Origin of the sequence: Clostridium transplantifaecale, from assembly GCF_900626075.1 — a bacterium.
Classification (GTDB): Bacteria; Bacillota; Clostridia; order Lachnospirales; family Lachnospiraceae; genus Otoolea; species Otoolea transplantifaecalis.
In genome coordinates this window covers 108623-123263 of the sequence record NZ_UYZY01000007.1, presented here as the reverse complement: position 1 = coordinate 123263, position 14641 = coordinate 108623, and the positions used below count along the sequence as shown (strand labels likewise).

The following is a 14641-nucleotide window of genomic DNA, read 5'->3' as shown; positions in this document are numbered from 1 at the left end:
CGTTACATCTCGCTTCTGCGGATAATATCATAGTACTCCGCATTTCCTCCCAGATCCACATAAAGAATCTGTTTGGGATGGGGCGCACTTTCCATCTGATTTCCTTCCTCATCGTAAATGGCCGCAACCTGAATTTCCAGATTCCTGCCGTCCGGTTTCATAATCTCCACTGTCTCGCCCACGGAAAACTTGTTTTTCTGTTCGATCCGGATTAGGCCGTCCTCCCTGACTTCCTCCACCGTGCCGAGATACGTATAATTCTTCACATAAGTGTTGCTGTCGTAAATCTGTGTGGTGGCATCCGGCTTATTAAAATAGAAACCTGTTGTGAATTCCCTGTACGTGCATTTCCCGATTTCCGCTTTATACCACTCCATATTCTCCCTGTAAAGCTCCGGGCTCTTCAGATAATCATCGATCGCTTTTCTGTAAGTCCTGGCTACCGTGGCTACATAGAGTGCTGTCTTCATCCTGCCTTCTATCTTAAAGCTGTCGATTCCCGCCTCGATCATCTCCGGAATGTGCTCAATCATGCACAGATCCTTGGAATTGAAAATATAGGTTCCTCGCTCATTTTCGTATACGGGCATGTATTCTCCCGGTCTCGTCTCCTCCACCACCGAATATTTCCAGCGGCACGGATGGGTGCAGGCGCCCTGGTTGGCATCCCTGCCTACAAAATAATTGCTCAGCAGGCAGCGGCCCGAGTAGGAAATACACATTGCCCCGTGCATGAAGCTTTCTATCTCCATATCCTCCGGAATCTTATCCCTGATTTCCCGTATCTCTTTCAGAGACAGCTCCCGGGCGGTAACGACTCTCTTTGCCCCCAGGCCGTACCAGAACAGGTAGGTTCCATAGTTGGTATTATTGGCCTGGGTGCTGATATGAATCTCCATATCGGGAAGGACCCTCTTTGCAATGGCAAATACGCCGGGATCCGAGATAATCAGCGCATCCGGCTTTATCTCCTTCAGCTCCTCAAAATAGCGCTCCACTCCCGGCAGATCTTCATTGTGCGCCAGGATGTTGGCTGTTATATAAACTTTGACACCTCTCCCGTGTGCAAAGGCAATTCCCTCTTTAATCTCTTCATTGGTAAAATTCTTGGCCTTGGCCCGCAGGCCGAACGCCTCTCCGCCGAGATAGACGGCATCGGCTCCGTAAATTACCGCAGTCTTTAACCCATCCAGACTTCCCGCCGGAATCAAAAGCTCCAGTTTTCTCATATTCCAGGTCCTCATTTCTTTACGCTGATTGTGACTCCGTCCCCTATCGGGACAATCGATGTCTCAAATTCTTCCATATGGGTGAGCGTATAAAGATATTCCCTCATCCTCGCATGGATAGTCCTGTTCCTGCGCTCCACCGCATACCGGGATTCGATGATATCGCCGTCCTGGAGCACATTGTCGGATACCAGAACGCCCCCCTTGGGAAGCAGTTTCAGGATAACGGGCAGCCAGTGCATATACTGCCCTTTGGCCGCATCCATGAATATAAAATCATAAGGGCCGGAAAGCGCGCTCAGAATTTCTTCTGCATCACCTTCCAATAAGGTGATCCGCCCTTCTTCCCCTGCCCTTTTAAAATTGTCTTTCGCTATAGGAATACGTTTTTCGTATTTTTCAATTGTTGTAATGTGGCAGTCTTTTGGCATCGCACGGCTCATCAGCAGAGCGGAATAACCCACTGCGGTGCCCACCTCCAGAATTTCCTTTGGCTGTTTCATTGCCACAAGGGTCTTTAACAGAGCCGACGTCTCTTTTCTGATAATCGGGACATAAGAAGAAACAGCCTCCTCTTCTATTTCATCACAGAGACTGCCGTTTCCCGTATCCAGAGAATTGATATATGATGTTATTCTCTCATTTACTACCATGACTCATAAGCTCCATCTTCATCGGCTACGTCGCCGGCCGGAAGGCCGTCGGCCGCGCTGCCGTTATTCACTTCGCCGCCAACCGCGCTGCCGCCGTTTTCATTCGCGGCGCTTACGCCGGCCGCTGCAGTTCCCTCACCCGCACCGCCGCTTTCCTGGCTTTGCGTGTCCTGGCTGCCGCTCTCCGCCTCAGTGCTTGAAGACGAAGCGGTTTCGGCGCTGCTTTCTTTGGCTTTCGCTTTTTCGATCTCAATTCCACTCTCATCGATCAGTTTCAACATATCTTTTGATGTCATTGACGTATTGAGCGTGTAAGTCCCCGGATATACTTCGTAATCATAAAATTTAGCCTGGATAACAAAAATCAGCTTATTCTTAACCAGTCCGCTCTTTTCCAGTTCTCCGGCCACAGCCGACACGGACTCGCCCTTTTTTACCGTAATCTCCATATCTTTACCCGGCGCCTCGGCCACAGCCGTGGGAGAAAAAATCTCATGCCCGATACTGTACCCTCTGGTGATGCCTTCATAAAGCAGGAAAAATACAAGAGCATAGAACAGCAGCCTGATTGACATGCTGATAATTGTCGTGGTTATCCTGTTAATTTCTCTTGTTGTCCGGCTCATACGCGGTCACTCCTGTCTATCCGCCGGATTCCGGCCTGCATTCCAGGCCGGTCCCGGCGCTTCTATCCTCTACCGGTATTACACTTCCATGATAATCGGAAGGATCATCGGATTTCTCTTCATCTTCTTCCAGAGGAAGTCGCTTAAGCTGTCTCTGATAATATTTTTAATCTTACCCCAGTCGCTCACGTGGCGTTTCAGGCAGTCCTGTACGGCTGCATCCACGATCTTCTGGGCTTCATCCATCAGATCCTCCGACTCTCTGACGTATACAAAACCTCTCGATACGATGTCAGGGCCGGCCATGAGCTGGTTGCTGTATTTTTCAAGTGTCAGCACTACGATAATGATACCGTTCTGTGCCAGGTTCTGACGGTCGCGCAGGACGATATTACCCACATCGCCGATACCGAGTCCGTCCACAAGGATTCCTCCCGCCTGAACGTGATCTTCGATTTTGTAGCCCTCGTCCCCAATCTCCACCACATCGCCGGACGACATGATGATGACATTCTCCTTCGGAATACCCATGGACTCCGCCAGGCCCTTCTGAGCCATCAGATGACGGTACTCGCCGTGCACAGGAATCGCATATTTGGGGCGGATCAGGGAATACATCAGTTTAATTTCTTCCTGGCAGGCATGTCCGGAAACATGGGTATCCTGGAAAATAACCTCGGCTCCCTTCATGGAAAGCTCGTTGATTACCTTGGAAACTGCCTTTTCATTTCCTGGAATTGGTGTTGAACTTAATATTACCACATCTCCCGGCATAATGGATACTTTTTTATGAAGACTGGCGGCCATTCTGGAAAGGGCGGCCATGGATTCTCCCTGGCTTCCCGTTGTAATCAGGACCGTATCCTCCTTCTTGTAATTTTTCAGGTGTTCAATATCGATCAGCGTTCCCTCCGGAATATTGATATATCCCAGTTCGCTGGCCGTGCCGATTACATTGACCATGCTTCGGCCTTCCACCACTACTTTTCTTCCATACTTATAGGCCGAGTTGATAATCTGCTGAACGCGGTCTACATTGGATGCAAAAGTTGCGACGAGAATCCTGTTATTCTTATGTTCTGCAAAAATGGAATCAAAGGTTTTTCCAACCGTTCTCTCCGACATGGTGAATCCCGGTCTGATAGCATTGGTACTGTCGCACATAAGCGCCAGAACGCCTTTCTTGCCAAGTTCCGCAAAACGCTGCAGGTCAGCCGGCTCACCGAATACAGGCGTATAGTCGATCTTGAAGTCACCAGTGTGAAGAATGATTCCGGCCGGTGTGAAAATTGCAAGAGCCGATGCATCTGCAATGCTGTGGTTCGTCTTAACGAATTCGATTCTGAAGCAGCCCAGGTTGATGGACTGGCCGTGTTTTACCACCTTGCGTTTGATGGACTTCGTCATGTTGTGTTCTTTTAATTTATTGTCAATCAGTCCGATTGTCAGCTTTGTTCCATATACGGGAGCCGGTACGTCTTTCAGTACGTACGGCAGCGCGCCGATATGATCCTCATGGCCGTGCGTGATAACAAAGCCCTTCACCTTGCTGATATTGTTCTTTAAATATGTTACGTCCGGGATAACCAAATCGATTCCCAGCATGTCGTCGCTTGGGAATGCCAGACCGCAGTCCACGACAATAATACTGTCTTCATATTCAAAGGCAGTCATGTTCATGCCGATCTGTTCCAGTCCTCCGAGCGGAATGATCTTTACCTTATTTTGTTTAATATCCTGTTTCAAAGATTGCACCTCCGTGTGTCTTTTATTTTCATTTTTCATTTATTTTTCGATCTCTACTCCCAGGTCGCTCATAAGCTCCTCAAAAATTTTGGACATGTAATCAAGTTCTCCGTCATCGTCCACAAATTCATAAGATGCTTCCGGGTCTTCCGGTTTTGATTTATCTCTTAAAAGATAGCAGTCGCCGTCTTCCTCTTTTGAATCGGTCACTAAAAGATAGGTCTCCCCATTCATCTTAGTCTCTTCCAGTACATAAAAACTGATTGATTCTCCATCCTCAGTCTGGAGCGTAATCATATCGTCGCTGTTTTCCATAATTTTGTCAAATGTATCCATTCTGATTTTCCTTTCCTGCCTGCAGAATTATCCCGGCGCACCGTTGCCTTCTGCGGCACTATTCCTCCGACTGTTCCATCGGCTGTGTATTTGCCATATTTTCCTTACTGATAGCCAGTGAATCCAGATAGCCCTGCAAAATAAGGGAAGCCGCAACTTTATCAATCACTGCTTTCCTGTTCTCGCGGCGCACTCCGCTTTCTATTAAAATCTGCTCTGCAGCAGTCGTAGTCAAACGCTCGTCCCATAAAATCACAGGCAGACCGGTGCGGCGCTCCAGCATTTCTTTAAATGCAAGAGTCTTCTCCACGCGCTCTCCCGATGTATTATTCATATTCTTAGGATACCCTAAAACTATCGTTTCAATCTGGTATTCCCCAATCAATTCTTCTATCCGCGCGCACGTCTGGCGCAGTTTATTCTCGTCCTTGCGGGTAATCGTCTCAACGCCCTGGGCCGTGAAACCCAGCAGATCGCTGACCGCCACCCCCGTCGTCTTGGACCCAAAGTCAAGTCCCATCACTCTCATAAGCTGTTTTACCCATAACAAAACAAGCTGGCATATCGCCAACCGTCCTGCCTTTCCTATCTTACGCTGTTATCTGTTCCGTAATCATACAGAACAAAAGAAAACGGCCAAAAGCCGTCCCACAAAACCAATCCCCGGGGCCAGCCCGGACTATTTAAGTTTTGTCTCCACGTAAACCTTCATCAGTTCTTCCAGAATCTCATCACGCTCAACCTTCATAATCAGGCTCCTGGCGCTCTTATGGCTGGTAATATAGGTCGGATCTCCAGACATAATATACCCGACCATCTGATTAATAGGGTTGTACCCCTTTTCAGTCAAAGCAACATAAACCTGCTCCAGAACCTGGCTAACTTCCAGCTTCTTCTCTTCCTGTACTGCCTTAAAATATTGTGTATTACTAATATCGCCCATGATTTTATCCACGTCCTTTAAACTACTCTTATCTATTCTACATTAAAAACCCCCATTCGGCAAGAGAAATTTTCGCGCCCGCTTTGAGCAGTGCGAAAAAACGGCCAAGTATAACTCTGTTGGGAGCTTGCTCACATAAGGAGTTATGCTTGGTTGTTTTTTCATAGGGCGAATGCCCGCGACTGAGATGCAGCGCAGCGGAATGGAAGTTGTGCACTGCGGCGTAGTGGGACGCCACCAGTTCTTTTCCTTATCCCCCCTATTCCCGCTTCCCTATTCATCTATTCTTTCTCCCCTGCCGTTTTTCTTCTACCGTTATATTCTTCCACCGCTTTTTCATCTATCATTTTTCACCTGTCGTTTTTTACCTATCTTTCCTTCATCCGTTCTCATATCCTATCATTCCATTTTACCACATTTATAAATAATGCAAAAGGCACAGCAGACCATTCACAATAGTCCGCTGTGCCTTTCCAATACTATTCACAGGTAATATCCCGCGTTAACAGTCACCTTAATTCTTCCAGAAGGAGAATCTCATCCGTCAGTTTCCCCTTCAAAATCCCCTTAACCGTGGCATTCTTAAGCCCTTCCCTGAACGGCACCGCTGCCTTTACATACTGTCTGGTATGCCCCATCATATAAGTATCGCCTTCTATGATAACAGGCTCCTCCAGAAGCACCTCTGTCTCTTTTCCAAGGAATGATTCGCGGTATGCCCCAGACATTTGACGCTCCAGTGTAAGAAGAATTTCACTGCGGACCGATTTCACCGGCTCCGGCACCTGATTTTCCATCACGGCAGCCTTGGTTCCCTCCCGCTTCGAATACTTGAAAATGTGCATCTCGTAAAACCGGACGGTCTCCAAAAACTCTTTTGTGGCGGCGAATTCTTCCTCCGTCTCTCCCGGAAATCCGACAATCACATCCGTCGTGACAGCCGGATTGTCGAAGTGTTTTCTGAGAATCCCGCACCGTTCCAAATAATCCTCCGCCGTATAATGGCGGTTCATTCTGGCCAGGGTTGCATTGCATCCGCTCTGAAGGGAAAGATGGAAATGGGGGCAGATCGTTCTGAGGGATGCCAGGGCAGAAGTGAATTCCTCCGTTATAATGCGCGGTTCCAGCGAACCAAGGCGGATTCTCTCGATCCCCTCTATCTTATCAAGCTTCTGAATAAGCCCCAGCAGATTTTCCTTCTTCTCCCCGGCAAAATCGACACCATAGGAGCTCAGGTGGATTCCCGTCAAGACAATCTCTTTATATCCCGCTGCCGCCAGACCTTCGACTTCCCTCACCACATCCTCCACAGCACGGCTTCTGACCCGTCCTCTTGTGTAAGGAATGATGCAATAGCTGCAGAACTGGTTGCAGCCGTCCTGGACCTTAATAAAGGCTCTTGTGTGGCCCGCAATTTTTTTAACGTGAAGTTCTTCGTATTCATGGGACGCGGCGATGTCAATCACTTCCTCACGCTCTTCCCTGTCGCCGAAATACCGTTCCAAAAGCTCCACCAAATCTTTTTTCTTATTATTTCCAATTATTAAATCCACTGCGCTGTCTTTTTCCAAATCATCCTTCGCAGCCTGGACATAACAGCCCACAGCCACAACAACGGATTCCGGATTCATCTTCTTGGCGCGGTGCAGCATTTGCCTCGATTTTTTGTCCGCCACATTTGTTACGGAACAAGTGTTGATAATATATACGTCGGCCCCTTCCTTAAAGGGCACGATCTCATAGCCGGCATCTTCCAGGAGCTGCTGCATGGCTTCTGTCTCATAGGCATTTACCTTGCATCCCAGATTGTGCAGTGCTGCTTTTTTCATTGTCATTCTCCTTAAACTAAAATTTGACCGGACGGACTAAACTGTAATCAGCCGCTCTGTACCTAGCAGACCGGCCCGTGGAATACAATCCGGCGTGAACAATCATACGCTTCGCGGAATACTGCCTGTGCACAGTAACATGCTGCGTGATGCACAGAAACGGCAAAGCACCTGATTTCATACAATCTCTCTCTTGACTTTTCCTCCATATCTCGGTAGTATAGAGTTAGCATTTTACCATCATAATACGCTGTAACAACTTAGCAGCAAGAGGAGGTTTTTTCATGAAAACAGTTAGTATTTCTTTAAATTCTATTGATAAAGTTAAATCCTTTGTGAATGATTTAGCAAAATTTAATGTCGATTTTGATCTTGTATCCGGCAGGTATGTAATTGATGCAAAGTCCATCATGGGTATCTTCAGCCTTGATTTGTCCAAGCCTATCGATCTGAACATCCATTCTGAATCAGAAATTGATGAGATTCTGACCATCTTAGCACCATACATTGTATAAGTGATTACCTTCAACAAAAAAATACGCACTGTTGACGGAAAAAACCGCTGCCTGAGCACCTGCTTTGCAGCGGTTCTTTTTTATGTCAGCACCTTATTATTTCTGCCGTTTCTATCGCCTGTTTCAGCATCTCATCAATTTTCTCTTCCAGTTTTTTCTCCGACTTTCGGATAAATTCCAGGTTAGGTTTTGTAACGGGATGTTTTGCTACAAAGATCGTACAGCAATCCTCATAAGGTTCGATCGATGTCTCAAACGTTCCGATCTTCTGTGAAATATCCACTATCTCCTGTTTATCAAATCCAATTACCGGACGGAATACCGGCAGTGTGCAAACTTCGTTTGTGACAGCCAGTGAATGTACGGTCTGGGAAGCCACCTGTCCGATACTCTCCCCTGTGATCAGGCCGAGGCAGCCATCCTTTTTAGCCAGCTCTTCCGCAATCTTCATCATGTAACGGCGCATGATAATCGTCAGCTCCTCATGAGGGCACTGATCATAGATATAAAGCTGAATATCGGTAAAATTCACGATGTGCAGCTTAATCGGTCCCGAATACCTGGATACCAGCTTTGCCAAATCCACAACCTTCTGCTTGGCCCTCTCGCTCGTGTAAGGCGGAGCATGGAAATACGTAGCCTCGATCATGACGCCACGTTTTGCAATCATATAGCCCGCCACCGGACTGTCGATACCGCCTGATAAGAGAAGCATGGCCTTTCCGTTGGTTCCCACCGGCATGCCTCCTGGACCCGGAATAACGAGGGAATAAAGGTTGATGAGCTTTCCTCTGATCTCCACATGGAGAAGCACGTCCGGATTATGGACATCCACCTTTGTTTCAGCGTATGTTTCCAGGATAATCTCACCCAAATCACGGTTGATCTGGTCGGATGTATGGGGATACTGTTTGTTGGCCCTTCTCGTGTCCACTTTAAACGTAAAATTTTTGTCGGGATACGTTTCGTCAATATATTTAACAACCTGCTCTTTTAAATCATCATATCCCTTGTCCTCAATCTGGACCATCGGGCAGATACCGGCAATGCCGAATACGCACTGCAGAGCCGCCACAACCTCGTCATAATCGAATTCCGAAGCCGCATGCGCATAAATGCGCCCCGACTCTTTTGTAACGGAGAAATTGCCGTCCAGGCGTTTTAACGCGTGATGAATGTGGGAGGTCAGTTTGTCCTCAAAAATGTATCTGTTCTTACCTTTAACGCCAATCTCGGCATACTTTATTAAAAATGACCGTACCATAAATTAATTTATCCTCTCTGTCTCTCTGAATGGCTTATCCGTTTTCACTGTCCTGCGTCATTGGATGCCATATTATTTCGCTCTATAACGTCTCAGTACCGGCAGCAGCTCTTTCAGCGTTTCAACGGCGTAGTCTACCTCTTCCTCCGTGTTAAACATCCCAAAGCTGAAACGCAGCGTAGAATCCTGCAGTTCTTTTTTCACGCCGATTGCCTTGAGTGTTCCGCTGACTCCCGGATGGTTGGATGAACAGGCCGAACCGGAAGAAACATAGATTCCCTTGTCCTCCAGCGCATGAAGAAGGACTTCGCTCTTAACCCCCTCAAAGCTGGCGCTGACCACCTGGGGGGCATTCTGTCTGTCCTCATGGCCGTTGATTGTCACACCTTCAATGGTCTTAAGTCCGGCTATCAGCCGCTCTCTCAGAGTATAGAGTTTCTCCACATGCTCCGCGTGATCCCGGTAAATTTCCTTAACCGCCGCTCCCAGACCGGCACAGCCCGGTACATTCTCGGTTCCGGAACGCATCCCCTTCTGCTGGCCGCCGCCGAAAATAATAGGGCGGATCTTTGTCTTCTCATCAATATATAAAAAGCCAATCCCTTTTGGACCGTGAATCTTATGACCGCTGACGGAAAGCAGATCGATCCCCTGTTTTTTCGGCCGGATCTGATATTTGCCATAGGCCTGGATTGCATCCACATGGAAATACGTCTTTGGATTCTTTTTCTTAATGCACCGTGAAATTTCTTCCACCGGCTCTACCGCGCCAATCTCATTATTGACATACATGACGGAGACCAGGATTGTATCCTCCCTGACCGCCCCGGAAAGCTCCTCCAGTGAAATGCAGCCGAATGAATCCACAGGAAGATAGGTAACTTCAAATCCCTGCTCCTCCAGCCATGCCATTGTATTGTAGATGGACGGATGTTCCACAGCCGTCGTGATCAGGTGTTTACCGGTTCTCTGGTTTGCCAGCGCCGTTCCAATCAATGCGAGGTTATTGGATTCCGTTCCACCGGAAGTGAACAGAATTTCTTTTTCCTGCACTTTCAGGGAGTTTGCAATCTCTCTTTTGGCCTCTTTAATAATATTTTCCGCCTCCACACCCTTCATGTGACGGGCCGCCGCATTGCCGTAGTCCATGGTCATGGCATTCACTACCGCGTCTTTCACGCAGTCAAAAACCTGCGTAGTGGCCGAATTGTCAAAGTATGCTTCCATGTTCATTCCTCTTTTCTATTGTTCCAGTGAAATCATCAGCGCCGACAAAATGCACAGCCCCGCCGTCTCTGTTCTCAAAATACGTTTTCCAAGTGTGACAGGGTAAATCTCCCTCTCATTTGCCTGGCGTATTTCCTCTTCCTCAAAGCCGCCTTCCGGACCGATAAACACCGCGATATCCATGCCCGGCTCCGCCTTTCCCAGAAGTCTTCTGGTCTCTTCCATCCCCTCGGCACATTCATAGGGAACCAGTTTGAGTCCAAAGCCATCTGTCATCTGAAGCGCTTCTCTATATTTTACCACACCGGTTACCTCGGGGATTATGCTGCGTTTCGACTGTTTGGCCGCGCTCTCGGAAATGGCATTCCAGCGTTTCAGCCTGGCCTCCTCTTTTTTCGCGTCCAGCTTTACCACCACACGTTTTGTCTCCACCGGAATGATCCGGTAAACGCCAAGCTCCACAGCCTTCTGGATGATAAGTTCCATCTTATCACTTTTAGGCAGTCCCTGAAACAGGTGTATTCTGGCAGGAAGCTCCATTCCGTTTTCTCTGGCCTCCAAAATGCCGAAAAGTACGGTTTCCCGAGTGAAATCCTTCACCTCACACAGGTAATCGCCGCCTCTCTTGTCGCTGATCAGCACCTGCTCTCCCGGATTCATCCTGAGGACATTTTTTATATGGTTTACATCGGAGCCGACAACCGTGATGACATCCTCTCCGATCTGTTCGCGTTCTACAAAAAAATGATACATATTTTCCCCTTAATGGCTGAAGTGACGCCCTGCTTTGGAATCTTTTCTGTACTCTTATTTCTTACGCGCCGTTACGGAAACCCACTCTCCCTGATATGTCACTTCAATCACTTCGAATGCATCATTAGCCGCAAATGCCGCTTTAACAGCTTCTTCCTTCATATTGATAATTCCGGAGGTAATAAAAATTCCTCCCTTTTTAATGTGTACCGGAATTTCCTTCTGCAGCAGGATGATGATATCAGCCAGGATATTAGCAACCGCCACATCGTAACACTCATAGCCTGCAATGTCCTGCACGCTCTTGTCGTCAATAATATTTCCCTGCAGTACCTTAAAACGGTCGGTGGAAATGCCGTTGGCCTCCAGGTTTTCCCCTACGGCCGTGATGGCATTCTCGTCCAGATCGGTGCCAAACACCTCTTTGGCGCCAAGTTTCAGGGCTGTAATTCCAAGAATTCCGCTTCCGGTTCCCACGTCCAGGACTTTTGTATCACAGTTTACATATTTTTGAAGCTGACGAATGCAGAGCTGTGTCGTCTCATGCATTCCCGTTCCAAATGCCGTTCCCGGATCGATCTGGATCAAAAGCTTGTCTTTATGCTCTTCCGGTATAGTTTCCCATGTTGGTTTGATCAGGATATTGTCCACGGTGAACGGTTTGAAATACTGTTTCCAGTTGTTAATCCAGTCCTTGTCCTCCGTCTCCGACGCCTCGATGGTGCATGCGCCAAGGTCGGTAAACATCTTAAGCTCTTCCAGAGCCTCGTCCACTTTCTTTAACATTTCTTCCACATTCTCGTCGTCATCCAGATAAAAACTGACCTTTGCCACACCTTCATCGGGCGGAAGCTCGGGAAGAATGTCGATAAACATCCCCTTCGTCTCTTTTTCCGTCAGCGGAATGTTATCCTCAATTTCAATTCCTTCTATACCTATCTCGTCAAATGTGCAACTGATTAAATCAACGGCCTCTGTCGTTGTCGTCAGGGTGAATTTTTTCCATTTCATGGGTCTTCCTCCATATTGATATTTTCTATATCATTGTCATTTTATGAATTTTGTTAAACGATGAATTTTGTTAAATATTGAATTTTGTTAAATATAGAGTATTATGCTGCCATCCTGTTTTTTATCTGTTTATCCAAACAGGATTTTTCCAAACAGGATTGTCAGCACGACCAGCACCAGTGGGCGCACTATTTTCTGTCCGTTGGAAAGGACGAGGCCGGAGCCGATATAATTTCCGACTATGCTGCAGAGCCCTGCTGCCAGGCCAAGGGGGTATAAAACCTTCCCGTTTATGATAAAAGTAACGAGCGCAGCGATATTGGACGACAGGTTGATAGCCTTTGTCGTTCCGGCTGCCTCTTTCAGCGTATACTTTGCCGCACCTGTAAGGATGAGGATCAGAAATGTACCTGTTCCCGGGCCGTAAAAACCGTCATAGATGCCAAACACAAACGCCGCGGTGAGTGACACAATAAATGACTTTTTAGGCGATATCGTGCCTGCCTGTGAATCATCACCGATTTTCTTATTGCAGAGCACATAAAAAGCAACGATGGGAAGCACTATCACCATCAGGTACTCTATGATTTTCTCACTCACCAGAAGCGTCAGGTTTGAACCAATCGTGGAACCTGTCAGGGCTGCTGCAATAAACCAGATGACTTTTTTCAAATGAATATATCCGTTTTTTGCAAAGCGGAATGTGGAAACAGTTGCCCCCATGGAGGAGCCCATTTTGTTGGTTCCAAGCGCCATATGCGGAGGGATTCCGGCAATCAGAAAAGCCGGGAGCGAAATCAGACCGCCCCCTCCTGCAATTGAATCCAGCAAGCCTGCCAAAAATAAAAGGGGACATACGATCAAATAGTGTGTCAATGTGATTTCCATTATGTGGTTCCTCCCGGATGAAGCTGATTTACTTCTTTTTTTAATCTTATAACTTTGTTGTCAAGCTTTTTATCGCTTTTTATATCTTTTTATCGCTTTTTATAATATCTCTTTTTATAATGTCTTTTTTATAATAGCGCATTTATAAATGTTATCGTTTCTTTAAAACTCACTATATAATAGCAAATACATATATAAATGTAAAGATTTCCTTACAGGCGCGAATGATTCCTGCGTTTTGCGCGTTGCAGTTCGGGATTTCTATGCAAGATGCGCGCATAAACACCTCGCGGAATATTACCTGCGAACAGCAGCCTGTGTGCCCTTTTTTCTTCTATAAGATCTTATAGAAGATTTTTATAGAAGAAATTCGGCCAGCACGCAGTTACTCACATCAAGTCCAAACCCGGTCAGCTGATATCTTCTTTCCTCCCCTGTCCCCGTCATCCGGATCAGGCCTTCTTCCATCAGCTTTCCAAAGATTTCACCGTATATCTTTTCTATATTAATGCCAAACCGGATTTCAAAGTCCCTGGCCAAAACACCGTCAGTCAGCCGAAGTCCCAGGAACATGAATTCTTCCATCTTCTCCTGCTCCGTCAGACTCTCCCGGTTCTCATATTGAAGTCCCGCTGCCAGTTCTTCTACGGTTAACGCAAGATACCGCTCCATATCCCTGGTTACGGAAAACCGCTCCCCGCCTGCAAGTGACGCGGCCCCCAGGCCGATACCGAGATAATCGGTGCCGAGCCAATATCCCTTATTGTGGACGCACTCCCTGCCCGGCCTGGAATAATTGGAGATTTCATAACGGTGATACCCTTTTTCAGCCAGGTATTCTTTCGTGTAATGATACATCCTCCGTTCTTCCTCTTCATCCGGAAGCGGAACTAGTTCCGGAGACTCCTCCGTTACATTGGAAACATCTTTTTGCCGTACTGCTCCATATTTCCTGATTTCTTCTTCCATTAATGAATATTTCTCATAGAAAGGGGTTCCCTCCTCAATGATGAGACTGTATGCCGAAATATGTTCCGGTTCGAGAAGTACAACGCATTCGAGCGTGTCGGCATAAGATTCAAAGCTCTGCCCGGGAAGCGCCGACATCAGATCGATATTGATATTCTCAAAACCGGCTGCCCGTGCCAAACGGAAGCTTTCCAAAAATTCATTCCAGGTATGGATTCGGCCAAGCGCCTTTAATTCACTTGGATTGGCCGACTGCAGGCCCAGGCTAAGGCGGTTGATTCCGGCCGCCCTGTAAGCATGCAGCTTATCAGCGGTAAGCGTTCCCGGATTGGCCTCGATTGTAATCTCTGCATTCGGCAATAAAGTGAAATTTTCTTTTATCGCATTCATAATAGAGGTAATGTGGCGGTGGTCCAGGGAGGACGGGGTGCCGCCTCCTATAAACGCAGAAATTACCGGGAAGGACGTTTTCGCGCCCTGCCCGGTCATTCTCTTCCCGCATATGCCGATTTCTTTTACTAATTGATCCACATATCTTTGTTTTGTCTCTTCGTCCGCTGCAAAAGAAAGGAAATCGCAGTATTGACATTTTTTAACGCAGAATGGAATGTGGATGTATAATTCCAGTGTTTTCTTCTTTTCCATTTTCCCT

15 protein-coding genes are annotated in these 14641 nt (G+C 47.2%); 1 reads left to right on the top strand and 14 read right to left on the bottom strand.

Going from position 1 to position 14641, the window contains the following annotated elements:
- Positions 1–2: 2 nt before the first annotated feature.
- From EJL91_RS21690 to mtaB, 8 genes are all read right to left on the bottom strand, one after another.
- Positions 3–1229 carry a peptidase U32 family protein gene (locus EJL91_RS21690; protein ID WP_125144050.1) on the bottom strand — a complete coding sequence of 409 codons (1227 nt, stop codon included), beginning with the start codon at positions 1227–1229 and terminating at the stop codon, positions 3–5.
- 11 nt (positions 1230–1240) lie between these two features.
- On the bottom strand, positions 1241–1882 hold the full coding sequence (locus EJL91_RS21685) for an O-methyltransferase (protein WP_125144049.1): 642 nt from the start codon (positions 1880–1882) through the stop codon (positions 1241–1243).
- A complete protein-coding gene (locus tag EJL91_RS21680) occupies positions 1876–2508 on the bottom strand; it encodes an endolytic transglycosylase MltG (protein ID WP_125144048.1) in 633 nt (210 codons plus the stop codon). Before EJL91_RS21680 ends, EJL91_RS21685 begins: the two co-directional genes overlap by 7 nt.
- A 78-nt stretch (positions 2509–2586) precedes the next feature.
- A complete protein-coding gene (locus EJL91_RS21675) occupies positions 2587–4254 on the bottom strand; it encodes a ribonuclease J (RefSeq protein ID WP_125144047.1) in 1668 nt (555 codons plus the stop codon).
- Between the two features lie 39 nt (positions 4255–4293).
- On the bottom strand, positions 4294–4590 hold the full coding sequence (locus tag EJL91_RS21670) for a DUF1292 domain-containing protein (RefSeq protein ID WP_125144046.1): 297 nt from the start codon (positions 4588–4590) through the stop codon (positions 4294–4296).
- A gap of 58 nt (positions 4591–4648) precedes the next feature.
- Positions 4649–5119: a Holliday junction resolvase RuvX gene (ruvX, locus tag EJL91_RS21665; RefSeq protein ID WP_125144190.1), complete on the bottom strand. Its 471-nt coding sequence runs from the start codon at positions 5117–5119 to the stop codon at positions 4649–4651.
- Between the two features lie 150 nt (positions 5120–5269).
- Positions 5270–5533, bottom strand: a complete 264-nt coding sequence (locus EJL91_RS21660; RefSeq protein WP_125144045.1) for an IreB family regulatory phosphoprotein — start codon at positions 5531–5533, stop codon at positions 5270–5272.
- A gap of 509 nt (positions 5534–6042) precedes the next feature.
- Complete coding sequence (mtaB, locus tag EJL91_RS21655; RefSeq protein WP_125144044.1) at positions 6043–7362, bottom strand: tRNA (N(6)-L-threonylcarbamoyladenosine(37)-C(2))-methylthiotransferase MtaB; 1320 nt, start codon at positions 7360–7362, stop codon at positions 6043–6045.
- 284 nt (positions 7363–7646) lie between these two features.
- Between mtaB and EJL91_RS21650 the strand changes: the two genes are divergently transcribed.
- Positions 7647–7877: an HPr family phosphocarrier protein gene (locus EJL91_RS21650; RefSeq protein ID WP_125144043.1), complete on the top strand. Its 231-nt coding sequence runs from the start codon at positions 7647–7649 to the stop codon at positions 7875–7877.
- An 85-nt stretch (positions 7878–7962) separates the two neighbouring features.
- On the opposite strand, the gene thiI is transcribed toward EJL91_RS21650, so the two are convergent.
- The 6 genes from thiI to hemW all read right to left on the bottom strand — a co-directional run bounded on the left by thiI (position 7963) and on the right by hemW (position 14634).
- The gene (thiI, locus tag EJL91_RS21645; RefSeq protein ID WP_125144042.1) at positions 7963–9141 is read right to left on the bottom strand and encodes a tRNA uracil 4-sulfurtransferase ThiI; all 1179 of its coding nucleotides are present in this window, start codon (positions 9139–9141) and stop codon (positions 7963–7965) included.
- 72 nt (positions 9142–9213) lie between these two features.
- On the bottom strand, positions 9214–10368 hold the full coding sequence (locus EJL91_RS21640; protein WP_125144041.1) for a cysteine desulfurase family protein: 1155 nt from the start codon (positions 10366–10368) through the stop codon (positions 9214–9216).
- Positions 10369–10383: 15 nt separating this feature from the next.
- Positions 10384–11121: a 16S rRNA (uracil(1498)-N(3))-methyltransferase gene (locus tag EJL91_RS21635; RefSeq protein WP_125144040.1), complete on the bottom strand. Its 738-nt coding sequence runs from the start codon at positions 11119–11121 to the stop codon at positions 10384–10386.
- 54 nt (positions 11122–11175) lie between these two features.
- Positions 11176–12132 (bottom strand): 50S ribosomal protein L11 methyltransferase, encoded by a 957-nt coding sequence (gene prmA / locus EJL91_RS21630; RefSeq protein WP_125144039.1) that lies wholly within the window; start codon positions 12130–12132, stop codon positions 11176–11178.
- A 129-nt stretch (positions 12133–12261) separates the two neighbouring features.
- The gene (locus EJL91_RS21625) at positions 12262–13020 is read right to left on the bottom strand and encodes a sulfite exporter TauE/SafE family protein (protein WP_125144038.1); all 759 of its coding nucleotides are present in this window, start codon (positions 13018–13020) and stop codon (positions 12262–12264) included.
- 357 nt (positions 13021–13377) lie between these two features.
- Positions 13378–14634 carry a radical SAM family heme chaperone HemW gene (gene hemW / locus EJL91_RS21620; protein WP_125144037.1) on the bottom strand — a complete coding sequence of 419 codons (1257 nt, stop codon included), beginning with the start codon at positions 14632–14634 and terminating at the stop codon, positions 13378–13380.
- Positions 14635–14641: the final 7 nt, after the last annotated feature.

Coding starts and splice junctions, on each gene's coding strand:
- EJL91_RS21690 (WP_125144050.1), bottom strand. CDS start 1,229: ATGAGAAAACTGGAGCTTTTGATTCCGGCGGGAAGTCTGGATGGGTTA.
- EJL91_RS21685 (WP_125144049.1), bottom strand. CDS start 1,882: ATGGTAGTAAATGAGAGAATAACATCATATATCAATTCTCTGGATACG.
- EJL91_RS21680 (WP_125144048.1), bottom strand. CDS start 2,508: ATGAGCCGGACAACAAGAGAAATTAACAGGATAACCACGACAATTATC.
- EJL91_RS21670 (WP_125144046.1), bottom strand. CDS start 4,590: ATGGATACATTTGACAAAATTATGGAAAACAGCGACGATATGATTACG.
- ruvX (WP_125144190.1), bottom strand. CDS start 5,119: ATGAGAGTGATGGGACTTGACTTTGGGTCCAAGACGACGGGGGTGGCG.
- EJL91_RS21660 (WP_125144045.1), bottom strand. CDS start 5,533: ATGGGCGATATTAGTAATACACAATATTTTAAGGCAGTACAGGAAGAG.
- mtaB (WP_125144044.1), bottom strand. CDS start 7,362: ATGAAAAAAGCAGCACTGCACAATCTGGGATGCAAGGTAAATGCCTAT.
- EJL91_RS21650 (WP_125144043.1), top strand. CDS start 7,647: ATGAAAACAGTTAGTATTTCTTTAAATTCTATTGATAAAGTTAAATCC.
- thiI (WP_125144042.1), bottom strand. CDS start 9,141: ATGGTACGGTCATTTTTAATAAAGTATGCCGAGATTGGCGTTAAAGGT.
- EJL91_RS21640 (WP_125144041.1), bottom strand. CDS start 10,368: ATGGAAGCATACTTTGACAATTCGGCCACTACGCAGGTTTTTGACTGC.
- EJL91_RS21635 (WP_125144040.1), bottom strand. CDS start 11,121: ATGTATCATTTTTTTGTAGAACGCGAACAGATCGGAGAGGATGTCATC.
- prmA (WP_125144039.1), bottom strand. CDS start 12,132: ATGAAATGGAAAAAATTCACCCTGACGACAACGACAGAGGCCGTTGAT.
- EJL91_RS21625 (WP_125144038.1), bottom strand. CDS start 13,020: ATGGAAATCACATTGACACACTATTTGATCGTATGTCCCCTTTTATTT.
- hemW (WP_125144037.1), bottom strand. CDS start 14,634: ATGGAAAAGAAGAAAACACTGGAATTATACATCCACATTCCATTCTGC.